The organism is Bradyrhizobium sp. USDA 4473 (genome assembly GCF_054063335.1).
In genome coordinates, this window is record NZ_JBSSGE010000001.1 from 3,157,934 (window position 1) to 3,180,693 (window position 22,760).

A 22,760-nucleotide genomic window follows, 5' to 3' on the forward strand; every position below is an offset into this window, starting at 1 on the left:
CGTTCAATACGAATCTCGTTGGAATGGCCGGGAACAGGGGGGCGGCGAGGGCAGCCACATCCTGGCTGTGCTCCTTACGTCGGGCTCCTGAGCAAGCGGTACCCCTCTCCCTAACCCTCCCCCGCAAGGGGGGAGAGAACCCATCCGCCAGCGCGTCCCTCACATTTCTTGCGCTTGCGGGGGAGGGTTAGGGAGAGGGGTAAGCCCCGGGCGAGATGATCGATTTGAGACTTGCTCTCGCAATCTCTGCGCCACGCCACGCTGCCTGTCGAAAAGTCGCGTCCGCATCCCGTTCACCGATCCTTGATCGTCACATCGGCGCCGCGCGTAACCACGTGCCCTGGCGTGCGTAGGAGAACTTGTCCGCTCACCGCAGGTGGGCGCATTTCACCCACCGACCACCCCGAGCCCTTGTCATGATCATGAACAGACGCACTTTCTCGGCTGCCTTGCTTGCTGGCGCGGCAGCCTCATTGGTGTCCTCGCGCGCCATGGCCGCAACCACGCCGCCGGTGAAGGCGCGCAACGTCGTTTTGGTGCACGGCCTGTTTGCCGACGGCTCGTGCTGGTCCGAAGTCATTCCGCGCCTGCAGGCGGCCGGGCTCAATGTGACGTCGGTGCAGAATCCGCTGACCACGCTGCCGGAGGCGGTCGCCTCGGCGCAGCGCGTGCTCGATCGCCAGGACGGTCCGACCGTGCTGGTCGGCCATTCCTTCTCCGGCATGATCGTCACCGAGGCCGGCGTGCATCCGAATGTGTCGGCGCTGGTCTATGTCGCGGCGCGCGCGCCCGATGCGAATGAGGATTACACTGCGCTGGCAAAAACCTATCCGACGCCGCCGGCGAGCGCCGGCATCGTGTTCGACGGCGACGAGGGCCGCTTGAGCGAAGCGGCTTTCCTGCGCGATTTCGCCGGCGACCTGCCGGAAGCAAAAGCAAAGGTGCTCTATGCCGTGCAGCAGCCGTTCCATAAGCAACTGCTCACCGGCAGGACCAGCCACGCGGCCTGGCGCAGCAAGCCGAGCTACTACGCCGTCTCGGCCGAAGACCGTACCATCAATCCGGATCTCGAACGCTTCATGGCGAAGCGGATGGGTGCCACCACGATCGAGGTGAAGGCGAGCCACCTCGCGCTGATCTCGCAGCCCGAGCCGATCGCGCGGCTGATCCTCGCTGCCGCGGGACTGGCGGAGTGAGTGGCGCCGGCCAGCGTACTTTGGCCCACGGCCGCCGCTCGAAATGACGCAACAGCCGGGTAGCGGCGATACTCCGCGGAGGCCGCCTTTCAATCCCAGTTCAACTTTGGCGTTGTCGGCGTCTGCCCGGCTTTCGTTTCAAGAAGCCATTGGCGCCAATCGGGCGTATCGAAAGGTTTGACCTTTTCATCGATGCATTTCTGCAGCTGCTCACTCGAGATACGTGTAACGGGAGCGCGTTCCATGCCTCGTAGCACGGCTGCAAAGAGAGCATCAATTTCAGTCACCCTCGCTACAGCGCCATAGCATATCGCCTCTTTGGCATAAGCGGACTCTTCAGCCATTGCATAGACGACTAGCGGGGTGCTCAGTCCCCGCTGGCTGACCTCAGCCAGAAGTTGATAGGCGAATCGATCCTTCGGATTCCCGTAGTCTGCAATAATCGCATCGTAACGATCGATTAGGCTCTTCTTTGCAAGTTCAATGTCGTCCATTTCCCGGATTGTGATGCCAACCCCCTGCATCCTCCGACGAAACTCATCTTTCGCAGCCCGACTCAGCTGCGGCTTATCATCAAACCAAAGAATTTTCCTTCGGCTCCATGGAGTCGAAGCGATCTGCCGTGCCGCGTCCAAGGTCTCTCGTGCGAGTTCACGTGGAGAGCCCCAACCCGGTTTGCGAGCAGCCACGTCTGCGGTTGCATCGGGAATCTCGAATGACTGGAATGTACTGGCTAGCTCGAAAAAATCGACGAAGCGACGACGTTGTAGTTCCGACCAGAAGCCAAGTGAAGTCACCACGCCAAGGACTACCGCCGAGGCGGTGGCAACGTACTTGCGCCTGCGGCGCCTGGCGCGCTCTGCACGGCGGAAGACGACGTCGGTGTCGAGCCCCGTCAGGCCTGCGATCACCTTGGCCAACCCGAGTTCGCGCCCGTCGCCGGTCTCACGCAGATCTGGCCCAAGGATGGTGATGGGGCGCTCAGTGACACTGCCGTCGTCTCCAAGCTCGAACCTCAACGCAGGCGGAAAATTGTCCGGAAAGGTCCCGTCGACGATCACGGGGATCAAAGGCCGTTTCGGATGACGCGATCGAAACAGCCGCACCTCCTCATTGACCGCGGGGCGGCCCGCCGCGACAGCTGAGCACACCACAATCATTGCCGCCGCTTGGTCGACGGCAGCGATCGTGGCCTCCGTCAGCCCGCGTCCCGCGGCAAAATCCTCGCGGTCGCGGAAGATGGGTCGCAACGTTTGCGGATCCCGACCAATGTCTGTCTCTCCGTCAACGAGATTCGGGTCGATCCGGTATCCTTCCAACCGCCGATGCAACCACGTCGCCCAGCTGGTGTCCGCGCGTGCGTAGGACAGAAAAGCTCGGTACTTGAGTGTCACAGGCGGCCGCATCGGCAGTCTCCCAGCTGCTGACAAATCTCGTGGTCTCCGATTACAACCCACCCGGCATACCTTGCCAACTGCGGTGAGTGCCGGATTCACCCTTTGGTTGAGGGTGCCGGCTTGCCGTGGAGCAGCCGTCGCGCCGTTCGCGAGGGGAGCGTTGGAGACTGGAAAGGAGCTGACGATCAGTTGTGCGCCAAAAGCCATTCGAGCAATTGGCGCGGTTTCAACCAATGCCTCATTGCGGGCTCGGCGTCGGCCGCCAGGACAGGCCATCGGACCAAAGGCAGATTGCGATTGCAGCCAGGCACAATGCCCCCGCCGATCCAGAAGATCGGAGCGCGTCGCGGTCGCGCGAGGGCTGTCGGCGACTACTCTTCGGCCGCCGGCAGTCGCTCGCGGAGCGCCGCAATCTCCAGCATGACGGTGATGGCGATGGTCTTGAGCCGCGCGTTCTCGGCCATCGTCTCGGCGAGTTGGGGAGGAAGGGCGATCGCCTGCCGGGGTGCGTTCTGGGCGCTGTCGGGCGATGGAGGGCGTATCGGATTCACGAGCTAACTCTTTCCCGGGTGGTCGAAGGCGGGCGGTTCGGGTCGCTGCGCAGGTTTAAGGGCCGGTCAGGCGCGGGAAATCACGATAGCGTCGGCTAGCTTACAGATAGCTGACGTTCCGCATTTACTTCTGATCGTGTCTGCCGTGGGTGGGACGTTGCACCGGCGCGCGAGACCGCTGCCATCGCAAAACTGCGGAATATAATCCTGAGTTGCCCGACGGCGCAAGCTCTCGGAAGTGAAATATTTCGGTTTATCGTAACGATAACTCAGTGTATGGTTCGCCGGTCTCACCCGATCGAGGGGCGCTGCGCATCGTCAGGAGTGTTGCGGTGAGATGCGGTGGACGCTGCTTGCGCACTGACGACGTGCGCAATGTAGCGGACGGCGAAGTCGTGCAGACCTGACGCCCTAGCGGCAGGTGTCTCCTGGCGGAACGCGTGAGCGTTCTCGCGAAGGACGGTGACAAAAAAGCCCAGTCTCACCGGGGCGAGCACGTATAAGCCGTAAAACCATCGCGCAGGGAAAGCCGGGGTGTTCCCGGTTACACCTGTGGTCCTACCTCCCGCGTTTTTTATTACGCGGGACCCATGGGTGCGATCGGCGCCCGGCTTTCCCTGCGCCCTCTGCCTCCAGAGCGGCGAAACGAAATGCAAAACTTCGGACAGATGATGTCGCGAGAGTGCGGATGCGTGCGCAAACCTATCCCCGTCATCCCCGCGCAAAGGCGAAGCCTTTGAGCGGCGATGACGGGTTGAGCTCTACCGCGCGAGAACCATCAGCATCGTCGTCCCGGCGAACACAGGGAATCATAACCACAAATGCAGATTGTTGTGCGATGCTGGAACGACGAGTCTCGTTCACGACACAAGCCCCGGCGCATGGGTCCCTGCTTGCCGCGGGGACGACAGACGTGTGCGACGCGCACCGGCGACCCTCAAAGGGCCTCTGCATCTTCTGCGAAGTTCAGAGCCGTGTCGGCAGAATCCAGCCAAGTCTCGAACTAGCTGCTGCCACCAGTCGCACCGCGCACCACGCGCTTGATCTTGTCGGTGGTGTAGGTCTGGCCGCCGATCGAGAGCAGCGGTGGGGAGGCAGTGAGGTCGACGGAGTCGACCATGCCCTGGATCTCGGTCGAGATCGCTAGGTCGTTGCCCTTGGAATCCTTGCCGGTGGCGGTCAGTGTGTAGGTGCCGGCCGGCCATTGCGTGCCGTCATTGCCCTTGCCGTCCCAGACGAAGCTGGCGTTGCCCTGCTTCAGGTTGAAATTGCCGGAGTAGGCGGTCTGGCCGGTCGAGCTCGTGATCGTGATGGTGGCGCTGGTGGCCTGCGGGGACACCAGATTCCAGGTCGCCGATTTGTCGAATTGCGTCTTGCTGCCGTCGACCGCGACCGTGTTGCCGACATAGACCAGCGCCTGGGTCGACTGCGCGCTCTTCTCGATCGCGATCAACTGCTTCAGCTGGTCGTTGGATTTCAGCTGCTGCTCGACGCCGGCGAACTGCACGAGCTGCTGGGTGAACTGGTTGGTGTCGAGCGGGTCGAGCGGGTTCTGGTTCTGCAACTGCGTGGTCAGCAGCGTCAGGAAGGTCTGGAAATTGTCGGCGATGCCCTGCGACGACGTGGTCAGGCCGCTGCTGCTGCTGCTGCTTCCGGAACTCGTTCCATTGTTGGTGGCGGGTGCCGAGACGACCGGCGTCGGCATGGTTGCATCGACTGCCATGGTGAACTCCTTACACTCTGATATCGACGCCGCCGAGGGCGCCGGTTGCGGGGCCGTAGGAGCGGCCGGCCGCCGCGGCAGGAACGCTGTCCTCCTCGGCGACGATCAAATGGTGGGCGTTCGGATTCGACTGGCTATTGTTGTTCTGGCCCGACTGCGACTGATCGCGCAGGCTGAACTGCAATCCGCCGTTGCCGGTCGACAGGCCGGCGTTGTCGAGCGCGCGCTGCAGCTGGTTGGCGTCCTGGCGCAGCATCGACAGCGTCTCCGGGCGTTCGACGGTGAGATGCGAGGTCACCTGGCCGTTACGGTCGACATCGATGCGGACATCGATGCGGCCGAGCTCGGCAGGGTCGAGCCGGATCTCGAAGCGGCTCTTGCCGCTCTTGGCGGAGGCCGCGATCTGCATCGCAAGGCCGCTGAGCGGCACGGCGGCGTTCTGCGCGGCGTTGGTCACGGTCAATTGCGCGGTCGCAGACGGTGTCGTCTGGCTGCTCGCCAGTTGCGCCTGGAATGTATTCGCGGCCTGCGCGCTCGGATCTGGTGTCGTGACCTGGGCCTGCGCCGCTGCGTGGCCGCCGACCGCCGGCGTCGGCGTGGCACCGTCGCCGCTGCTCGCATCGGCCTTGATGGCATCGGCGGCACCGTCCGCGGCGGCCTTGGCTTTGCCGGAGACCGCAGCCGCCTGCGCGACCGCGGGAACGACCGTCGTCGGATTGGCCGGCGCGGTGGTGCTGCTGCTCGGGGCCGCGCCATCGGGGTCGGCGGGCGCTGCGGCGGTTGCGTCTTTCGCGGCGACCTGTGCCTTGGTCTGCGTCGGTGCTTTCGCGGCCGGCGTTCCGGCGGCAACGGTGGCGGCGAGCGTCGCATCGCCGGTCGCAGTTGCTGCGCCGGAAACCGTGGCCGCATCGGGGGTGACGATCTGAGCCTCGGTCTTGACGCCGGCCGCCTTGGCGACCTTGTCGGCATTCGCGGTGCCGGTTGCCGCTATGGCGGGGTCCGCGGCGGCCGGCACGCCGGTGCCGGTCGCGGCCCCGGTGCCGGCGATGGCGGAGCTTGCCGCGATGGCCGCTGCTGCAATCGCGAGCGGTGCGGTGGGCTGGTCGGATGGCGTGGTGGCCGTTGTTGCAGCGGCAGTCGCCGCCGCGGCGACCGGAGCAATCAAGGCGCCGGCGGCTGCCGCACCGGCCGGATCCTGCGCCGGGGTCGCTTGTGTCGCGGCGGACTTGTCACCAGTGGATGGCGCATCGGTACTCGAACTCGAGCCGTCCGCTTTCGATTTCGACTTGGTCTTGCGCGGGGTGCCGGTGTCGCTGTCGTCGTCGACGGTCTTGTCATCCCGCGACGTCCGGTCGGGCGCCGTGCTGTCGTCGCGAGAGCGGATGTCGGTGGTCGAGGACGAATCGTCGGAACGGCGCGCCGGCGCTGGCGCCGGCGGCGAGTCGTAGCGGCTGCTGTCGCTCGCGGACGCAGAGCTGCTGTCGACCAGCGCGGCAAAGCCGTCGTTCCCCGCCTGCGGGGCGGGATCGGGCCGCGCCGACCGCGTGGCCTGAAAAGACCGGCTTGCCAATGCTTCCGACGTCACGCTGACCACTGCCAACCCTCGCAAATGAGACTTCCGGCGTTATGTCAGCAAGGAGCGGGCCAACCCGCGGGTGCAATAAATGGTGAGTTATTTCAGCTGGTTATGAGTAGCCTCGGAGCCCTGAAGCGGGTTCCCGGCGGGTCTCCTTTTTTGCCCGGCGGCAAGATTTGCCGTCCGCGCGCGGCAAGGCACGGTGTCGGCCGGATTGCCTCGTCGGAATACGGCCTATATTAAGAGTGGCCGCCGACGCGTCCCGAACCGACCGACCCGGTCTTGGACACGTTCTAAGGCTCTCTGGACAAAGGATTTTTCCAATTCCGTCGCGGAGCGTATGACGTCGCCGCGACAGTGACCAATGACCGCTTAGAGATGCTCAACAGTCTGGATCTTGAAGGCCGCCCTGAAGACACACGGATCGTCGTCGCGATGTCCGGCGGCGTCGACTCGTCGGTGACGGCTGCGCTGTTGAAGTCGCAGGGCTATGACGTGGTCGGGATCACGCTGCAACTCTACGACCACGGCGCTGCGACCCATCGCAAGGGCGCGTGCTGCGCCGGCCGCGACATCCACGATGCCCGCAATGTCGCCGAGCGGATCGGCATTCCGCATTACGTGCTCGACTATGAAAGCCGCTTCAAGCAGTCGGTGATCGACAATTTCGCCGACAGCTACGCGCTCGGCGAGACGCCGGTGCCGTGCATCGAGTGCAACCGTTCGGTCAAGTTCCGCGATCTGCTGGCGACCGCGCGCGAGCTCGGCGCGCAGGCGCTCGCCACCGGCCACTATGTCGCCTCGCGCCGGCTGGCCGACGGATCGCGCTCGCTGGTCTGCGCGGCGGATGCCGATCGCGACCAGAGCTATTTCCTGTTCGCCACCACGCGCGAGCAACTCGACTTCCTGCGCTTCCCGCTCGGCGACATGACCAAGCCGCAGACCCGCGAGCTGGCGCGGCGCTTCGAGCTCGAGGTTGCCGACAAGCAGGACAGCCAGGACATCTGCTTCGTGCCGACCGGCCGCTACACCGACATCATCGGACGGCTGAAGCCGAATGCGATCGCGCCGGGTGATATCGTCGATCTCGCCGGCAATGTCGTCGGCCAGCACCAGGGCATCGTTCATTTCACCGTCGGCCAGCGCAAGGGCCTCGGCATCGCATCCGGCCACCCGCTCTATGTGGTCAAGCTCGATGCGGCGACGCGCCAGGTCGTGGTCGGACCGCGCGAGGCGCTGCGGATGGATCGCATCGCGCTGCGCGACGTCAACTGGATCGGCGACGGCGCGCTGGATCGCGTGATCGGCGAGGGCATCGAGATCTATGTCCGCGTGCGCTCGACGCGTGCGCCGCAGCCGGCATGGCTGCGCGCCGCCAATGGCGGTTATGAGGTCGAGCTCGTCGCCGGCGAGGAGGGCGTGTCGCCCGGCCAGGCCTGCGTGTTTTACGACGCGCCGTCGGGGCAGGCGCGCGTGCTCGGCGGCGGCTTCATCAGGAGTGCGAGTGCGAGCCGCGTCGCGCGCGCTGCAGCGCAGGATGCGATGGCGCCGCTTGCGGAAGCGGTTCGCGGATAGCGCATGATCCGGAAAAGTGGGAACCGGTTTTCCGAAGCGATCATGCGCAAACAAAGCTGAATTCGGGGCAGGGGAATGGCTGGGGACATCGACCGCGACGGGGTCGAAAAGGCGTATGGCCGCTGGGCACCGATCTACGATCTCGTGTTCGGCAAGGTGTTCGATCAGGGCCGTCAGTCGACGATCGCGGAAGCCGATCGGATCGGCGGACGCGTGCTCGACGTCGGCGTCGGCACCGGTCTGTCGCTGTCGGACTACTCGCGCAGCACGAAACTCTACGGCGTCGATATTTCCGAGCCGATGTTGCGGCGCGCGCTCAAGCGCGTGCGCGCGCTGGGCCTCGGCAATGTCGAGACGCTGGCGGTGATGGACGCCAAGAACCTCGCATTCCCGGATTCGTTCTTCGACGCGGTGGTCGCGCAATATGTGATCACCGCGGTGCCCGATCCCGAAGCGACGCTCGACGATTTCATTCGCGTGCTGAAGCCGGGCGGCGAGTTGATCCTGGTCAATCACATCGGCGCCGAAAGCGGCCCGCGCCGCATTTTCGAGCTCGCCTTCGCGCCGCTGGCGCGGCGGCTCGGCTGGCGTCCGGAATTTCCGTGGGAGCGGCTGACCAATTGGGCCGCGAAGCATGGCGGCGTCAGCCTCGCGGAACGCAGGCCGATGCCGCCGATGGGGCACTTCTCGCTGATCCGCTTCCGCAAATCGTGAGACGGCGGCGATTTTGACAGGGAACATCGGCGCCTCGTCCCGGTTTTCTCGTCATGAGATTCAACCGAACACTCGCATTGTCCTGTGTGCTGATGCTGGCGCCGGTTGTTGCCGCGGCGCAGGCGCCGCCGACACCCGCAACGCCGCCGGCGCAGACCGCGCCGCCGGCACCGCAGCGCGCCGCCCAGAATCAGAATTGCGCGCCACAGCAGCCGTCGCGTCCGGGGGCTGCGGCTCCCGAGGGAACCACCACCGGGCAGGCCAGCCAGCCGCTGGGTGATAAGCTCGCCAAATCGGACGGGGTGTTGTGCCCGCCGGCCGGCGTCGATCCCGAAATGCGTGCGCCGACCCCAGAGGGCGGCAACACGCCGGTGATTCCACCGCCCGGCAGCCCCGGCGGCGACCCGACGGTCCGGCCGAAATAGCCCCTGTCTGCAATAAGTTGCAGTCACGCTTGGGTTTGCTTGACAGGCGCGCATGCCGCTCTTTATATGCCGCGCGTTCGCAAGGTGCGGCTCGACGCCGCCGATCGCGAGCCCGTGGCGGGGTAGCTCAGCTGGTTAGAGCACGGGAATCATAATCCTGGGGTCGGGGGTTCAAGTCCCTCTCCCGCTACCATCTTTCCCCACACTCCCCTCTCCAAGTTGGGGTAGGCAGCTGGGCCGAGCAGGGCATTCAAACGACCTGCTATCTCAATCGCTACTCCGCCAAGTCTGGCAGGATCCCGGAACACAGTGACCGTATCCACAAGGTCCCTGATAGCTTCTGCGGCCTCTCCGTCGCCAGCCCTGACGCTTTTTCCCAGTGCTTCTTGAAGCCGACGGATTTGCCGCTCGTATCGTTCCAAGATGGCGGGATGCAGCGCGATTTCATTTGGAGGAGGTGGTTCGCTCTGCAACTCCGCAGAGATCCGCTTTCGTTCGGCATCTAACGCTGTCGATCGCGGTCCGAGGACCGACGGATCGCCGTGTCCTTTCGCTATTGCATCCACCAGTCGTTCAATATCTCGATTAAGTTGACCAAGCTGCTGCTCCAGGCGCTGGCGCTTCGCCTGTGATGTCGCTGCGAGGCGCTTCCGCTCCTCCAGATAGGTGCGTACGTACTCCGAAATAACTTTTGGGGCGCGCAATTCGGCCCTTAGCCCGCTGAGGACCGCACTTTCGACCGTATCCAAGTAGAAGGTCTTGGCATCAGGACACGTGCCGCTCTCGGTCGCCGCGGAGCAGCGAACACGAACACGCCCTGATTTGTCCCGCCCATTGGTTGCCATACCCGAGCCGCATGAGCCGCAACGGAGCAGGCCAGATAGCATCCGACGAGGCCGACGTTGATGGCTGGGATGCGCGTGACTCCGCTCTTCTTTGCGATGCTGGGCAGCCGCGAATAGTTCTGAATTGACAATTGCGAGATGCGGCACTTCAGCAACCTGCCAGTCGTCCTTCGGATTTGGTCGTGACAGGCGCTTTCCCGAGTCGGGATCTTTCACCATCCTGACTTTGTTCCAGACGAGCCGCCCCACATAAAGCTCGTTCTGCAGAATGCCGGCACCTCTCTGAAGGTTGCCATTAATTGTTGAGGCATTCCATGCCCGCCCCCGCGGCGGTGATATCCTATCCATGTTGAGATCGTGCGCGATTTCGCGAGGCGTACGGCCGTTCACGTACTCCTGAAAGATGCGCCGGATCACTTGTGCCTCGTCCTCGACTATGGCTCGTTCGCCATTCCTTCCAGCGACCGGGACGTATCCGTATGTCAGGCCGCCTCCAGCCAAACCTTGTTTGATCCGCCCCGCTTGGCCACGACGCACTTTATGTGCGTTGTCCTCACGGTAGAGTTGCCCTACCAGGCCGCGAAGGCCGACTAGCACGGTGTTTACAACGCCTTCGTGGACCGCCCGGATTTCGATCCCGAGGAAAGAGAGCCGCTTGTGAATCCCCGCAAGATCTTCCATGTCGCGAGAGAGGCGATCGAGTGCTTCCACGATCAATACGTCAAAGGATTTCTCCCGCGCTTGGTCCAACATTCGGAGAAGGCCTTCGCGCCCCATGACTGAGCCGCCCGAACGAGCCCGGTCTTGATAGGTGCTGATAACAGTTAAGCCTTCGCGCTCGGCATAGCTTTGACAAAGTGAAAGCTGATCCTCAATCGATCGTTCGTTCTGAAGATCGGTTGAGAATCGAGCATAGATCGTCGCTCTCTTCCTTGTCGCGTCGATGGGCGAGGTGCTTTTCATGATCTTCCCTTGCGGCCAGACGAGCAAGTGCGCGCGCGAGCTGTAGGATCGCCCTATCTGGTTTTGTCTGCAAGGACAATTTGCGATGTGCATCCCGCACAATCGAACCTCTGATGATCGAGCAACTCAACGAGGCGCGTGCATCTGCCCTGGCGCGAATCCGCAAAGATGTGGGGAACTGATCATATCCAGGATTATGCTCGGCTGCTGCCTAAGAGGAACGAACATTATGAGCTAGTCGTGCAACCGGATGTTGTGGCGAAGAAAAAGGGGGGCTGGGAACGGCTTCGAGCCAAAATGATGCTGCGGGGAAGCGGCACAGCCGGCTTTATTTGCAACTTAGTAGATAACTAGAGCGAAAGTTGTGATGCCGTCGTCGACGAGCGCTACCCAGCTGGCGATTTTGCTGGTTCCGTGGCTATCGAGCTTGGTCTTGATTGCGCCACGCGCGGTCTTCTTCTTCGCTGCCGCCGTCGGCTGATCCTCATGCGGAATCATGGTTGTGCAACACTGCAGGGATCCGCGGGTGAAAGCCGCGAACCTCTGCCCAGGGGCTGCTTAAGACGATCCCCAGCCTACACTTATCGGGACATCCTTCTCGCGCCGAACGCGCCACTATCGAGGATACGCCCGCACCCGGACCCTGAGGCCCGGATCGAGCCGTTCGTAGGACGTAACGCCTTCGAGCTGTTGGGCGAGCAGCTGAACGATCCGCGATCCCAATCCGCCCGGCTCTTCCGCCTCCCGGAGGCCTACTCCGTTGTCGGAGACCGAGAGCTCGATGTCACTGCCACTTGAGAACGTGACCGCGATGTGGCCGGGTCTATCGCCGGGAAAAGCGTACTTGATCGAGTTCGTCACCAGCTCGTTCGTGATCATCCCGATCGCGAGCGCATGGTTGCTGGCGAGGTCGACGTCGTCGCAGACCACCTGGAATGCGATCGGTCCGGAAGGAGCCAAGGACTGGAACACCTTCTCGACGACGTCGTTCAGGAAATAGCGCATGTTAACTGAGCGCGAGTCCCGCGTGGGCGAGAGGTGGTCGTAAACCTCCGCCATGACCTGCAGCCGGCGCGCCGTGGCTTCCAGCGCGGCCGCAGCTTCTGAACCTCCGTGCCGTGCCTCCAACCTGATCATCCCGCCGAGGATCGCCAGGTTGTTCTTGGTGCGGTGGGCCATCTCCTGCAGAAGCAAGGCTTTCGTCTTGTCCGCCAAGACTACCCGCCGCAGTTCGGCACGTTGAAATTCTGCGACGACGGCCGTCCCGGTTGCAGTGATCGCGAAGAGAGCATTGGCCGCCAAATAGTCGATGCCGTTGCCGCCGGCATAGCTGACGTAGGCGCCGACCGCGACCGCGATGATGGCTGCGAATATTCCGGAGCCGCGGTCGAAGATCAGGCCTGAGAGAAACACGCCCGGAAGCAGCAGGAAATAGCCAGGCGAGCCGGTATGCATCTGCAGCGCGATCTGCAGTACAGCGCAGGTCAGCATGATGCTCGCTGAGATGCCGTACCGGACGGGAGTGGGAAGCCCGTGCTGCAGAACCAGGGAGAAGAGCCTGTTTATGAACTGAAAACCACTTATCCGGGGCAACCGTTCCTCGCCTTGGCGAGGTCCAAGCATCGGCCCGAGGACTTCAAGCTCAACTCAGGACATTGGGTTAAATATGCACAGCACCCGCAGTTGAGACCTGTAGATGCGATTGATCACATGCCAATCGGCCATGGCCGCGCTCCCTCGCTTATGAGGCTGGAGCACGTTGGGTCTCTCGGCCGCCGACGCCTACGGAAAGAGCTTGGCCGGTGATGATCTACTAACGATGAAGGGGTTGCTTTGTTCAATAATGAACACCAGTCACGACATCGGGCATACGCGGTCAATCCCAGGCCGAGCGTATCCCCCGCAAAACACCGGACAGACGCAGCTAGCGAAAACTGCAATTGTTGCTGGCATTTTCAGTACAAAACGATTTGGAGAGTTTTCGCATGGCAGCAGGATCGTGGTCCGCTGAGGAAGAACATCGACTTCTGCAGCTGATACGTAAAACGGGTCTGACGCAGCGAGAGATTGCTCAGAAGCTCGGGCGCACCGAGGCTGCTGTCGTCGCTCGGCTGACCATCGTCAAAAGGCGCGCCTCGGCAGGAGATGCAGCACAGGATACGCGGCGAAGCGAGACTGTTCTCGACTGATCTCGATCTCATGCTGCCCGTTTTTGCACGGGGGAGGCTCGGCCTCCCCGCGAACGAGTTTCTCCTCACGAGTCGGGATTTGGCGGCTGAAACGTCGCGATCTTACGCGCGCGGTTCCAGAGTTCTACCGGCTGTCTGATAGCTAGTTTCCTTGCCTCGCGCATCGCCGCGTCATCGTCGTTAACGGGAAGGTCAACCCGATCTAATATGTGGCCGTCTTCCCAAGGGTGGAGATTCTCCAGTTATGGATCAACCACTGCTTATTTTCCGAAGGACGACATGGCGCTCTCTTTGGGAGAAGAGAAATCCTTCAAAGCGCTTATTCCTGATCGCTGGCGAAAGTTCGCCAATCGCGCGCGTCTACCCGAACCGGCGGTTTTCTCGGCCATCGAGGGGGGCGTATCGTTGGCGAACGACCATTGGTGGCGCCTCCCAGAGCGGGAAGTCTTTCCAGCTGCTGTTCTTAGTAAGATCGATGCCAAAATCAAGGAGATGAGCTTGGTTTTAAATCATCCAGGCCACGTTCCGAAGCCTTCCCTGGCTGACCCCTGAGCTTGGTGCTGCCCAGATCTAGATCCGCTGTCGCGCTGATTGCGTTTCTGAACACTCCACATACTTTGTGTAGGCTCGGCGAATTCGGTGTATCGTTCCCCAAAATGGCGAGGCCGTATCGAAGATGCCTTCTACGGTATCGCCATCACACAAGGGGATTGCATTTGCCCCGAGATACTCGTCCCGCATCTGCTTCTCGAGGTCCTCACAACTCGTATTTCAGCGAAACCAACGCATGGATGGCATGTGCGCCGACGAACCAGCGCTGCTCGACCTTGTCGATTTGCCGTTCGGCGGCTCCTTCGTGCCCGGCCCTATCCGTCCTGGTCCAGAATGTGGGTTCGAAATTCTTCCGGTGCTCGTCCAACGCCAACGCATGGAAGGCGTACTTGTTATCGAGCCGCAGAGCGTGTCGAGAAACCGATATTTGCGGACCTTGGCCGCCATGCTCCACATGGGGAGCCCGAGCGAACCGACCGTGTCCCGCACACCGACGAACTTGACCTTGGTCGGCCGCGAATAGGCGGTCAGAGTCGGAGGGCGACCGCGCGACCATGTTTGGCAACGCGGCGAAGAACCGCGTGGGGGCGCCCCGAAGACATGGGGAATGCAGTGTTTTTTTTGGCGAAGACGCCGTTTGCAAGCGGCTCGACCGTTTTGGTCGGCGGCGGAGGGGCCATTGCTTAAGGTGGGATCGTGATATCTCTAGGAGAGGTTCCATGGCGTTTTGCCGCGGTTCAGACAGTTTTTCCAGATCGCACTCTCTCTCGTCGCAGCAGCGAGTGGCACACTGCACATGCTTACCGTGACTGCTGCGGCGGCCGGGCAGATCGGCTATCTTGGGCCGGCCGGATCATGGACTCACCAGGCCTGCCTTGAGCTGTTCGGAACGTCGGACCTGGTCCCTCTGTCTCAAGACGAATTGCTCTCAGCATATCAGACCGGGAAGATCGAGCGTGCCTGCCTTCCTGTCACGACCTCGCTCGTTGGAGCTACGCCGTATCTGGATCCAATCCTCGCCCTGCCGAACGTCAGGATCGTCGCCGAATATCCCAAAATGCTTGGCTATAGCCTTCTTGCTCGACATGGGACGCGTCTGGAAGATGTCAGAGAGGTCCTCGGGCATCCCGTTGCCTTTGACGAGGTCAAGCCCTGGTTAGATCAGCAGTTGCCGCAGGTTCGACGGATGGCGGCGGCGAGCGGCGGCGCGGGCCGTGGCCAACAGCGAATCCTTGGACAAGGCATCCATCGGCCCAAAAATTGGCGCGTCGGTTTATGGGCTGCATTCGCTGGTGGATGGGATAGAGGAGGGCCCGCACAATGTCACGCGCTGGTGGGTACTGGGCAAGAATAGCCCTTCGCCAACCGATACCGACAAAACGTCGTTGCTCGCCACTGTGAGTGATGCGGATCTTGCTTCCTTGCTCGCTTCTTTTGCAGGTGCTGTAGTCCGGATCCTGACGATTTATGAGCGACCGGCAAAAGCAGCCCTCGATAGGCATCGCTATCTGATTGAGGTCGCTGGGAATGAGAAGATGGATGGTCTTGCCCGACTGCTCGGAAGGCACTCTGACATTCGCGTGCTTGGGTCATATCCGCGTCGATACTGACAGATCCTACTGATCGCGATCCGAGCCATTCCGAAGCTCTTCTGTCGCTCGACGAAGGAGATCGTGAAGCCACTCTTGTGAGGGGTCGTCGGCCACTCTGTCGTGCCAAAGAAGCCTCACTTCAAGAGGCGTTGTCGTATAGGGCATTTCGCAAGGCGCGAATCCGCCAGCAATACGCCGGAAAAAAGTGCCCCGGCCTCGCAGCGAAGCCGGGGCGCGAAGTCTGGGAGGAAGCACTCGCGCGAACTCGTCAGTCGCGGGCGGAGGCGACCGCCTTGATCTCGATAATCAGGCCCGGTCGCGCCAAGCCAGCAATGTCGAGGATCGTCCATGTCGGAAACGGCCCCGGCACGTACTTTTTCTTGACCTTCATGAAGTCGGCCAAATGGGATGTCAGCCCGACGTGATAGGAAACCAGCTCAACAAGGTCACCCATCTCGCAGCCGGTCTCCTCGAGCACCAGCTTCAGCCGCTCGAAAGCGTTGACGAATTGCTGTTCCGGTTTTTCCGGGATCGTACCGTCAGGGTTGAGGCCGATCTGCCCGGCCACGAAGACGAGACCGCCGGCCTTCACTGCGGACGAATACTGAAACTTATCGAAGATCGTGCCGCCGCTGGCTGCGGCGAATATCGGATCCTTGGAGGCGTAGGTCTTCTTGGTCATGGAACGTCCTTGCTTTTCGATCGGTGGTTCAAAGGCGGGTGCCGGGAGCTAGTTCGAGACCGAGCAAGAGGCGGCCGTAGGCCTCCGAGATCGGCTCGGGCTGAAGCAGGAAGTGCGAGCTCATCGCGTGAATGTCGCGAAACAGGCGCTCTATGCGCGTGCCTTCCGGAAGCAGCGATCCGCCGAGCGACGCGAACAACCGCTGCGCCGAGGTGAGCGCCTGCCTGGATGCAATCGCGACCTTCGTTCGGCTGAGGCCTCTTTCCTCAAGAGACAAGGCTCCACTCGCGCGGATCTGCCGCTCGATCGACTCTGTCTCGGACAACAGAAATTCGCGTAAAAAGCTCATGTTCGCCGCGCTGGTTCCAGCATCGACCTGGGCGATCTTGTCGTTGATTTGAGCTTGCTGGTTGCCGGAACTGATGCGGCTGCGCATGATCTTTATGGCTTCTTCGCTGCAGGCGCTCGCAACGCCGAGTGTCGGGGCGAGGACCGACATGGCGTTGGCCGTGTTCAGCGGAAAATCGTAGACGGGCTCGGTGTTGGGGCAGGTGGGGTGCTTCTTTCCTGCCTGAAGCTCGGCCCAGCTCATGAATCGATGCGAGGGAACGAAGGATTTGGGCGAGCGCGACGTTCTTGCTACCAGTGCCTCGCATGCCCATCACGCGCCAACTCTGATGATCGATCGTGAATTCGGATTGAGGCACAAGCACTACGTGCGGGGTGGGCGCGCCGCCCTTGTCGGGGATGTTGATGAGGATGCCCAGCCAGTCGGAGACGTCGACGCCTGATGCGTATCGCCAGCGACCGCTCAGCACGATTCCATCTAGCGTCGGCTCGACGACGATGTCCTGGCCGACGCCGCCGGTCAGCATCGGGATGATCGGAGAAACGCCGTCGGCGAATACATCGGCCTGTGCTTCCGCGGAGAACTTGCCCAGCATGATGATGTTGGCGCTGGTCAATCCGGCGAGCCAGGCGCTCGATGAGCAGCCTCTCCCGACGTGGAAGGTGGCCTCCCATGCGTATTGCGGGGAGGCTCCGTACCCACCGAAGTGGGAGGGCCGCATCAGATCGAACACACCGGTCTCGAACAACCGTTCTGCCACGTCAGCCGGAATTCGGCGCGCCTCCTCGATCCGGCCAGCCTGCTCGCTGAGCCACGGAACGAGCGCTGCAGTCTTCTCGATCACCTTTTCGGGCCCTGCTTCGATCGAAGCGGAGCCGGCGGTCCGTTGGGCCAAGGCCATTGCGATTGTCTCCTCTCGCGCTAACATTCTCCCGACGTAACTTGACCGTGCCTGGCCCGCTGTATCGCCGGATACCCGTAGGCCGTTCATTTCGAAGAATCGACGGATCGCCCAAATGACGAAGAAGCCCGCCGCTACCTGGCGAATGACCGACGCGCTGGCGGCCAAACTGTTGTCGTTCGAGGGAAAGGTGCGGTCGCGCCGATATACCGAGGGCGAGCAGCTCTACCGGCAGGGCGAGATCAATTCGTCCTTTTACTTCGTGAAGTCCGGTCTGGTTCAGGTCTCAATTTTCCGGCGGGACGGTACCGAGGTCGTGCTCGAGAACATGGGGCCGAACGCGTTGTGCGGAGAGGGCGCGGCCTTCGACGGGCTACCTAGGTTCTCGAGCGCGGTGGCCGTCGAGACGACGGAAGCGCTTGTGTTCGATACGGTTCGCATCGAAGGGCTTATGCGGGAAGACCCGGAGTTCGCACTGGCGTTGCTACGCTTGACCAGCTTAAAGCAGCGCATTCTTGCGCTCCGGCTCGAGCATCTGGTCTCCAACGATCCGGAGGAGCGGATCCTCGAACTGCTCGGCCGCCTGAGCGAGATGTTCGCGGTCGATCACGAACGAGGCCGCAAGATTCTGACACACCTCACCCACGAACAGATCGCTTCGATGACGGGCACGTCCCGCGTCACCGTGACCCGTACTCTCGGACGATTGCGCGAGAGGGGACTGCTTTCGGTCGAGGACGGCTTCACGATTCTCATGAAGGACCTGCGCAAGTAGGGTCTTAGCCCGTCCACCAGAGCTCGTCGATGCGCCCAGCGGGTTCTGCGTCTTCGTAGGATAGCCGCGCGTATTTCCCCCCGTGATAGAGCAGAGTGGTCGCCGGGGCCGACGGACCGAACATCTCCTCGACGCGGCCGATGAGGATGCGGTGGTCACCGCCGGGATGCTCGGCATCCAATCGGCAACGGAAGGTCGCATTCGCGCCTTCGATCCACGGCACGGATTCGCTCTCCTGCCAGCGCCACGTAGGCTCTGCGAGAGGTCTCCCGGCGTGGTGCGTCGAAACGTCCTGCTGATCGGCCGAGAGAATATTTACCGAAAACGAGCCGACCTTGGCGATCCTCTCCGCCGTTTTGCTGGTCAGCGATGCACAGAACAACAGCAGCGGCGGATCGAGGCTGACCGGCGTCAGCGAGTTCACCGTCATGCCTACCGGCGACGTCTCTCCCGCCACGGCAATTAACGTCACGCCGGTCGTCAGCCTGCGGAACAGCGTGCGGAATTCCCGCGTGATTTTTCCGTCCATAGTCCAGTTGCCTCCTGCAGAATCGCCCGTTTTCGGAGCAAAGAGCTACCGGTCTGTAGACGTCCGGTCTGTATCGGGCGGCACAAATTGGCCGATGTATCCTCAGATACAGCGCACCCCCTCCGGCGCTGCCACCATTGCCAGCGGAAACGGCAACCGCGAGGGAAACATGAGAATGATGACTATGCGACGCCTCACTGCGCTGGGCGTGACGCTACTGACCGCAGTATCCATCGGGTTGCCGGTATCGGGCCCTGCGGTCGCTCAGGAGAAGCCTGAACTGCGTATCGCCGCGATCGTCGCCGTGACGGGCCCGGCATCGGCGCTCGGCGCTCCGGAGCGCAACGCCGTCGAACTCTTCGACAAGATCTGGTCGGCCCGGACCGATCTGCCCTTCAAGATCAAGGTCATCGCGTACGACGACGGCTCCGATCCGACCAAGTCTGTCAGCCTGACCCGAAAGGCGATCGAGGAGGACAAGGCGCAAGTCGTGGTCTGCTGCACGACGACCCCGAGTTCCATGGCCATCATCGACACGGTCAGTGCGGCCAAGGTCACGATGATCTCGATGGCGTCGTCCGCGACGATCATCGAGCCCGCGAGCGCGAGGCCGTTCACCTTCAAGACGCCGACGTCCGACAAGCTGATGCTCCAGCGCACGCTGGACTACATGAAGCGGCAGGGCATCAAGAAGATCGGCTTCTTCGGCCTGGAGGATGCGTACGGCGAGGGCGGGCTCAAGGAGCTCCAGAACATCGCGAAGGATTTCGGAATTGAGCTCGCCGCGACCGAGCGCTTCGCCCGGCAGGACACCAACTTCACTCCTCAGGCGTTGCGGCTCAAGCAGGCGGGGCTGGATGCGGTGTACGTGCACGCGATTCCGCCGTCCGCGGACCTCGCCCATGAAGCGCTGAAGCGCGTCGGGTACACCGGGCCGATCTATCACGGCGGCGGTTCTTCCATCAACGCGTTCGTCGATATCGGCAAGGCCAACGTGGAAGGTGCCATCGTCGGCGTGGGCGCACCGAACGTTTACGATCAGATCAGCAAGGACAATCCGCTCCGTCCCGTGCTGACCAAGTTCGCGGAGCTTTACGACGGCGCCTACGGCAAGGGAAAGACCGATCTCTTCGCCGGTCAATCGTGGGACGCGATGATGCTGTCCGTCAACGCCTTTCAATCGGCTCTTGCCGCAGGGGCGAAGCCCGACGATCTCGCGTCGATGCGGGTCGCGGTCAAGGATGCGATGGAGCGTACGAAGGATTGGGCAGGCGTGAACGGCGTCTTCAACGTCACGCCGACCGATCATCTCGGCCTCGACAAGCGATCCACCTTCCTGTCGATCATCAAGGGCGGCAAGTTCGTCCTGATCGAGGAATGATCCGTTGCTGGACACGGTCCTCTTCCTGATCTCTGACGGCGTCACCAATGGCGCCGTCTACGGTCTGCTCGCCCTTAGTCTGATCGTCGTCTATACGGTCACCCGCGTGGTCAACATCGCCCAAGGCGAGTATGTGACGCTGGGGGCACTCTCGTTCGCGAGTGCGCTTTCGGGATCGTTCAATGGCCTGAGTGCCATCGTAGCCGGCGGCCTTGCGGCCTTCGCACTCAAGGATGTTGCCGATCGACGGCTGAACAACCGGATGCGCCTGCGGATTCTCGCGTCGCGCGCTATCTGGATATCCGCCGTCCTTGCGAGTGCAGCTATCGCGAATTTATTGCCGGGATCGTACTGGTTTGCTGTACTGGCGGCTCTCGTCGCCACCGCGTCGCTCGGCACGCTGACCTATCGTCTGACGGTCGAGCCCGTCTCGGGCGCGTCGTCGATCGTGCTGCTGATCGTCAGTGTCGGCGTCTATATGGTGCTGCACGGGGTTGCGGTGGTGATCTGGGGCGCCGAGCCGCGGTCCGTTCCGCCCGTCATCGATGGCGGTTTCGCGCTGGGGCCGGTGTTCGTTACCTATCAGAGCCTCTGGATCTGCCTGTCGTCGGTCGCGGCGATGGTCGGCCTGTATCTCTTTTCCGAGCGGACCTTGATCGGCCAGGCGCTGCAGGCGACTGCGGTGAACAGGACGGGCGCGCAGCTTTGCGGCATCCCGGTGAGCGTCGCCGGCCAGATGGGCTTTGCGATCGGCGCCGGTTTCAGTGCGCTCTCGGGCCTCTTGCTCGCCCCGCTGATCACGGCGAACTACGACATGGGTCTGCCGATCGGTTTGAAGGGCTTCGTCGCGGCCGCGCTGGGCGGGATCGTCGAATATCCGACGGCGCTCGTCGGCGTGCTGCTGGTGGGGCTCACCGAGTCCTTTTCGGCCTACCAGGCCAGCGCCTATCGCGACGTCGTCGTCTATCTCATGGTGATCCCCATCCTGCTGTGGCGGAACGCGGCGCGTCCTCCCGAAACCCATGGACACTGACATGCCTTCCTCCTCCCAGCTCGAGCGGGCGTCGGACGTGCGGTCGTGGCGCACCCCCGGCGTGGCCTCGTTCGTCGTCGCCGCTGCGCTATTCGTCGTGGCAGCCGTGATCGCCACTCTTGGTCCGCAGTATGACGTCACGCTCTTGGTGACCGTAGGGCTGTCGGCCATCGCCGCGATGGGGCTCACGTTGCTGCTGATCGCGGGACAGGTCTCGCTTGGACAAGCGGCGTTCATGGCCGTCGGCGCCTACGTCTCGGCGATCCTCGCGCGCGACCACGGCGTGCCGGCCGTGCTCGCGCTGCTCGCCGGCGTCGCGACGTCCGCGATCATGGGGATGATCATCGGGGCCATCACGCTGAGACTGAAGGGGCACTTCCTGCCGCTGGCGACGTTGGCGATCGGAATGGCCTGCGGCGCCGGTATCGTCGCCGCCGGCAACGTGACGGGCGGCGCCTCCGGATTCGGACAGATCCCGCCCTTGTCGATCGGTTCGTTCCAGTTGGTGGACGACCGCGGGTTCGCGATCCTCGTCTGGTCCATCGTCGCAATCGCAGGCGGAGGGCTCTCGCGGCTGCTCAACACCCGGACGGGACGCGCGATTGCGGCGCTGAAGTCCGACATCGAAATGGCGGAGGTGTTCGGTGTGAACGCCACGCGCTTAAGGCTGCTGGTCTTCGTGGTGGCCGCCACGCTGGCGGGGCTGTCAGGCGGTCTGTACGCCTTCTACTTCAAGTTCATCAGCCCGGCGCCCTTCGGGCTGACTTCGAGCGTCAATCTTTTGATCGCATGCATCTTCGGCGGCATGTCGCACCCGTTCGGGGCCGTACTTGGCGCGTCGGCCGTCACCGCGCTGGAGATGTTTCTCCAGAACATTGTGGCGCGCATGCTGGGCCTTTCCGGAAACGTCGAGATGATCGTGTTCGGCGTCGTGCTGGTCGGGGTCCTGCTGCGTTGGCCAGGCGGCATCTGGTCGGCGCTGCAGCGACTTTGGCCGGACTTCTCGGTGGTGCGGCCGACGCGCAATATCGAACTGACGCCGTCGAAGCGCGGTGCGGACGGCGAAGATCTGCTGTCGGTTAAGGGGATCGCGAAGAACTTCGGTGGGGTGAAGGCACTTCGCGACGTGACGTTCTCGGTTCCTGCGGACCAAATCGTCGGTCTCATCGGACCGAACGGCGCGGGAAAGTCGACGACGTTCAACATCGCGACCGGCCTTCTCTATCCGTCGGAAGGAAGCGTTTCGCTTATGGGCGCGCCGCCGCCGTCCCGGGTGTGCGACTTGGTCCATCGCGGCGTATCCCGCACCTTCCAGCACGTGCGGATCGTTCCGGAACGGACGGTCCTCGAGAACGTCGCGTTCGGCGCCTACGCGCAGGGTCGATCGGGAATGATCGCCGGCATGTTCGGCCTGGACCGTGCCGAGGAGGCCGCGACCTTCGCGAAGGCCTGGCGGGCACTCGAAATCGTCGAGCTCGAAGGACTGGCCCATGAACCTGCTTCCCGCCTGGCGATGGGGCAGGCCAGGCTGTTGGAGGTCGCGCGTGCGCTGGTCAGTCGGCCGAGATTGCTGCTGCTGGACGAGCCTGCGGCCGGCCTGCGGACTGGCGAAAAGCTCCGACTCGTCACGCTGCTGCACCGTCTCAAGCGCGCCGGAATGTCCGTTCTCCTCGTCGAGCACGACATGGACCTCGTCATGAACTGCGTCGACCGGGTCGTCGTACTCGATCGGGGGCAGGGATTGATGACCGGCCATCCCGATGAAGTCCGACGGGACGAGCGCGTCATCGCGGCCTATCTGGGAACCTGATC

Annotated in this window: 21 protein-coding genes, 1 tRNA gene and 2 pseudogenes; 12 read left to right on the forward strand and 12 right to left on the reverse strand. The window is 62.7% G+C overall.

The window, feature by feature from the left end; genetic code table 11:
- Positions 1-416: 416 nt before the first annotated feature.
- Positions 417-1,196, forward strand: a complete 780-nt coding sequence (locus ACVW17_RS14885) for an alpha/beta fold hydrolase (RefSeq protein WP_456797328.1) — start codon at positions 417-419, stop codon at positions 1,194-1,196.
- An 89-nt stretch (positions 1,197-1,285) separates the two neighbouring features.
- Here the strand turns inward: ACVW17_RS14885 and ACVW17_RS14890 are convergent, their stop codons facing one another.
- The 4 genes from ACVW17_RS14890 to ACVW17_RS14905 form a co-directional block, all read right to left on the reverse strand.
- Positions 1,286-2,602 (reverse strand): TIR domain-containing protein, encoded by a 1,317-nt coding sequence (locus ACVW17_RS14890; protein ID WP_456797329.1) that lies wholly within the window; start codon positions 2,600-2,602, stop codon positions 1,286-1,288.
- A gap of 362 nt (positions 2,603-2,964) precedes the next feature.
- The gene (locus tag ACVW17_RS14895; protein ID WP_456752465.1) at positions 2,965-3,144 is read right to left on the reverse strand and encodes a hypothetical protein; all 180 of its coding nucleotides are present in this window, start codon (positions 3,142-3,144) and stop codon (positions 2,965-2,967) included.
- 1,003 nt (positions 3,145-4,147) lie between these two features.
- Entirely contained in the window at positions 4,148-4,867 is a 720-nt protein-coding gene (locus tag ACVW17_RS14900) for a flagellar hook assembly protein FlgD (protein WP_456752466.1), read from the reverse strand.
- 10 nt (positions 4,868-4,877) lie between these two features.
- Complete coding sequence (locus tag ACVW17_RS14905) at positions 4,878-6,461, reverse strand: flagellar hook-length control protein FliK (protein ID WP_456797330.1); 1,584 nt, start codon at positions 6,459-6,461, stop codon at positions 4,878-4,880.
- 360 nt (positions 6,462-6,821) lie between these two features.
- Here ACVW17_RS14905 and mnmA point away from each other — a divergent pair, with 360 nt between their 5' ends.
- From mnmA to ACVW17_RS14925, 4 genes are all read left to right on the forward strand, one after another.
- Positions 6,822-8,018 (forward strand): tRNA 2-thiouridine(34) synthase MnmA, encoded by a 1,197-nt coding sequence (gene mnmA / locus ACVW17_RS14910; protein WP_456797331.1) that lies wholly within the window; start codon positions 6,822-6,824, stop codon positions 8,016-8,018.
- 75 nt (positions 8,019-8,093) lie between these two features.
- Positions 8,094-8,732, forward strand: a complete 639-nt coding sequence (locus ACVW17_RS14915) for a class I SAM-dependent methyltransferase (RefSeq protein WP_456752469.1) — start codon at positions 8,094-8,096, stop codon at positions 8,730-8,732.
- A gap of 53 nt (positions 8,733-8,785) precedes the next feature.
- Positions 8,786-9,157 (forward strand): hypothetical protein, encoded by a 372-nt coding sequence (locus tag ACVW17_RS14920; RefSeq protein ID WP_456797332.1) that lies wholly within the window; start codon positions 8,786-8,788, stop codon positions 9,155-9,157.
- 116 nt (positions 9,158-9,273) lie between these two features.
- Positions 9,274-9,350, forward strand: a tRNA-Met gene (locus ACVW17_RS14925).
- Here ACVW17_RS14925 and ACVW17_RS14930 read toward each other — a convergent pair.
- From ACVW17_RS14930 to ACVW17_RS14940, 3 genes are all read right to left on the reverse strand, one after another.
- Positions 9,307-11,058, reverse strand: coding sequence for a recombinase family protein (locus ACVW17_RS14930; protein WP_456798949.1), 1,752 nt, complete (start codon positions 11,056-11,058; stop codon positions 9,307-9,309). The genes ACVW17_RS14925 and ACVW17_RS14930 overlap by 44 nt on opposite strands.
- Before the next feature lie 246 nt (positions 11,059-11,304).
- A complete protein-coding gene (locus tag ACVW17_RS14935) occupies positions 11,305-11,463 on the reverse strand; it encodes a hypothetical protein (protein WP_456797333.1) in 159 nt (52 codons plus the stop codon).
- 117 nt (positions 11,464-11,580) lie between these two features.
- Positions 11,581-12,456 (reverse strand): sensor histidine kinase, encoded by an 876-nt coding sequence (locus tag ACVW17_RS14940; RefSeq protein ID WP_456797334.1) that lies wholly within the window; start codon positions 12,454-12,456, stop codon positions 11,581-11,583.
- Between the two features lie 494 nt (positions 12,457-12,950).
- On the opposite strand from ACVW17_RS14940, the gene ACVW17_RS14945 reads away from it, so the two are divergent.
- Positions 12,951-13,154 (forward strand): SANT/Myb-like DNA-binding domain-containing protein, encoded by a 204-nt coding sequence (locus ACVW17_RS14945; protein WP_456797335.1) that lies wholly within the window; start codon positions 12,951-12,953, stop codon positions 13,152-13,154.
- A 279-nt stretch (positions 13,155-13,433) separates the two neighbouring features.
- Complete coding sequence (locus ACVW17_RS14950) at positions 13,434-13,706, forward strand: hypothetical protein (protein ID WP_456797336.1); 273 nt, start codon at positions 13,434-13,436, stop codon at positions 13,704-13,706.
- A 205-nt stretch (positions 13,707-13,911) separates the two neighbouring features.
- Here ACVW17_RS14950 and ACVW17_RS14955 read toward each other — a convergent pair whose 3' ends face one another.
- Positions 13,912-14,160, reverse strand: coding sequence for a phospholipase effector Tle1 domain-containing protein (locus tag ACVW17_RS14955; RefSeq protein ID WP_456797337.1), 249 nt, complete (start codon positions 14,158-14,160; stop codon positions 13,912-13,914).
- A 342-nt stretch (positions 14,161-14,502) separates the two neighbouring features.
- Here ACVW17_RS14955 and ACVW17_RS14960 point away from each other — a divergent pair.
- A pseudogene (locus tag ACVW17_RS14960) lies at positions 14,503-15,316 on the forward strand (prephenate dehydratase).
- Between the two features lie 250 nt (positions 15,317-15,566).
- Here ACVW17_RS14960 and ACVW17_RS14965 read toward each other — a convergent pair.
- The 3 genes and pseudogenes from ACVW17_RS14965 to ACVW17_RS14975 all read right to left on the reverse strand — a co-directional run.
- Positions 15,567-15,980, reverse strand: a complete 414-nt coding sequence (locus ACVW17_RS14965) for a RidA family protein (RefSeq protein ID WP_456797338.1) — start codon at positions 15,978-15,980, stop codon at positions 15,567-15,569.
- A gap of 28 nt (positions 15,981-16,008) precedes the next feature.
- A complete protein-coding gene (locus tag ACVW17_RS14970; RefSeq protein ID WP_456797339.1) occupies positions 16,009-16,572 on the reverse strand; it encodes a hypothetical protein in 564 nt (187 codons plus the stop codon).
- A 376-nt stretch (positions 16,573-16,948) separates the two neighbouring features.
- Positions 16,949-17,320 (reverse strand): annotated as a pseudogene (locus tag ACVW17_RS14975) (hypothetical protein); the annotation flags it as partial.
- Between the two features lie 25 nt (positions 17,321-17,345).
- Between ACVW17_RS14975 and ACVW17_RS14980 the strand changes: the two are divergent.
- On the forward strand, positions 17,346-18,005 hold the full coding sequence (locus tag ACVW17_RS14980) for a Crp/Fnr family transcriptional regulator (protein WP_456797340.1): 660 nt from the start codon (positions 17,346-17,348) through the stop codon (positions 18,003-18,005).
- Between the two features lie 4 nt (positions 18,006-18,009).
- On the opposite strand, the gene ACVW17_RS14985 is transcribed toward ACVW17_RS14980, so the two are convergent.
- The gene (locus tag ACVW17_RS14985; RefSeq protein WP_456797341.1) at positions 18,010-18,534 is read right to left on the reverse strand and encodes a flavin reductase family protein; all 525 of its coding nucleotides are present in this window, start codon (positions 18,532-18,534) and stop codon (positions 18,010-18,012) included.
- Here ACVW17_RS14985 and ACVW17_RS14990 point away from each other — a divergent pair.
- Genes ACVW17_RS14990 through ACVW17_RS15000 form a run of 3 tightly spaced genes read left to right on the forward strand, consistent with a single transcriptional unit; the run spans position 18,518 to position 22,758 of the window.
- On the forward strand, positions 18,518-19,915 hold the full coding sequence (locus tag ACVW17_RS14990) for an ABC transporter substrate-binding protein (RefSeq protein ID WP_456797342.1): 1,398 nt from the start codon (positions 18,518-18,520) through the stop codon (positions 19,913-19,915). The genes ACVW17_RS14985 and ACVW17_RS14990 overlap by 17 nt on opposite strands.
- Positions 19,916-19,919: 4 nt before the next feature.
- Positions 19,920-20,948 carry a branched-chain amino acid ABC transporter permease gene (locus tag ACVW17_RS14995; protein ID WP_456797343.1) on the forward strand — a complete coding sequence of 343 codons (1,029 nt, stop codon included), beginning with the start codon at positions 19,920-19,922 and terminating at the stop codon, positions 20,946-20,948.
- A 1-nt stretch (position 20,949) separates the two neighbouring features.
- Positions 20,950-22,758 (forward strand): branched-chain amino acid ABC transporter ATP-binding protein/permease, encoded by a 1,809-nt coding sequence (locus ACVW17_RS15000; protein WP_456797344.1) that lies wholly within the window; start codon positions 20,950-20,952, stop codon positions 22,756-22,758.
- Positions 22,759-22,760 lie beyond the last annotated feature (2 nt).

Bases quoted from the DNA above. Each gene is read 5' to 3' on its own strand.
- ACVW17_RS14885 (WP_456797328.1), top strand. From the start codon at position 417: ATGATCATGAACAGACGCACTTTCTCGGCTGCCTTGCTTGCTGGCGCG.
- ACVW17_RS14890 (WP_456797329.1), bottom strand. From the start codon at position 2,602: ATGCGGCCGCCTGTGACACTCAAGTACCGAGCTTTTCTGTCCTACGCA.
- ACVW17_RS14900 (WP_456752466.1), bottom strand. From the start codon at position 4,867: ATGGCAGTCGATGCAACCATGCCGACGCCGGTCGTCTCGGCACCCGCC.
- mnmA (WP_456797331.1), top strand. From the start codon at position 6,822: ATGCTCAACAGTCTGGATCTTGAAGGCCGCCCTGAAGACACACGGATC.
- ACVW17_RS14915 (WP_456752469.1), top strand. From the start codon at position 8,094: ATGGCTGGGGACATCGACCGCGACGGGGTCGAAAAGGCGTATGGCCGC.
- ACVW17_RS14920 (WP_456797332.1), top strand. From the start codon at position 8,786: ATGAGATTCAACCGAACACTCGCATTGTCCTGTGTGCTGATGCTGGCG.
- ACVW17_RS14930 (WP_456798949.1), bottom strand. From the start codon at position 11,058: ATGCACATCGCAAATTGTCCTTGCAGACAAAACCAGATAGGGCGATCC.
- ACVW17_RS14935 (WP_456797333.1), bottom strand. From the start codon at position 11,463: ATGATTCCGCATGAGGATCAGCCGACGGCGGCAGCGAAGAAGAAGACC.
- ACVW17_RS14940 (WP_456797334.1), bottom strand. From the start codon at position 12,456: ATGCTGACCTGCGCTGTACTGCAGATCGCGCTGCAGATGCATACCGGC.
- ACVW17_RS14945 (WP_456797335.1), top strand. From the start codon at position 12,951: ATGGCAGCAGGATCGTGGTCCGCTGAGGAAGAACATCGACTTCTGCAG.
- ACVW17_RS14950 (WP_456797336.1), top strand. From the start codon at position 13,434: ATGGCGCTCTCTTTGGGAGAAGAGAAATCCTTCAAAGCGCTTATTCCT.
- ACVW17_RS14965 (WP_456797338.1), bottom strand. From the start codon at position 15,980: ATGACCAAGAAGACCTACGCCTCCAAGGATCCGATATTCGCCGCAGCC.
- ACVW17_RS14970 (WP_456797339.1), bottom strand. From the start codon at position 16,572: ATGAGCTGGGCCGAGCTTCAGGCAGGAAAGAAGCACCCCACCTGCCCC.
- ACVW17_RS14980 (WP_456797340.1), top strand. From the start codon at position 17,346: ATGACGAAGAAGCCCGCCGCTACCTGGCGAATGACCGACGCGCTGGCG.
- ACVW17_RS14985 (WP_456797341.1), bottom strand. From the start codon at position 18,534: ATGGACGGAAAAATCACGCGGGAATTCCGCACGCTGTTCCGCAGGCTG.
- ACVW17_RS15000 (WP_456797344.1), top strand. From the start codon at position 20,950: ATGCCTTCCTCCTCCCAGCTCGAGCGGGCGTCGGACGTGCGGTCGTGG.